Genomic DNA, 239 nt, shown 5'->3' on the forward strand with positions numbered 1-239 from the left:
CTGTTGCCAGTACAACGGATTTCGAATCCGTCCCGTTCGACCACTCCGGCATCTCTCCAATGCCGCGCATCATACCAGCGTTCTTTTAAAACGCAAATCTTTTTTTCAAAAAAACCGCGTGGTATCAGGCGCTTGCGTGAACGCGTCGCTTACAGCGGCACGCCCAGGCGCTTGGCAACTTCTTCGTAGGCTTCGATCACGTCGCCCAGGCCCTGGCGGAAGCGGTCCTTGTCCATCTT

Annotated in this window: 1 protein-coding gene; it reads right to left on the reverse strand. The window is 55.2% G+C overall.

What is annotated here, in order from left to right; all coding sequences use genetic code 11:
* Nucleotides 1-149 precede the first annotated feature (149 nt).
* Nucleotides 150-239, reverse strand: a 90-nt coding sequence (locus tag SB719_RS22440; RefSeq protein WP_412160075.1) for a phosphoribosylaminoimidazolesuccinocarboxamide synthase, incomplete at its 5' end; no start/stop codon positions are given.

This window comes from Pantoea sp. SIMBA_079, from assembly GCF_046940275.1.
GTDB lineage: Bacteria > Pseudomonadota > Gammaproteobacteria > Enterobacterales > Enterobacteriaceae > Pantoea > Pantoea borealis.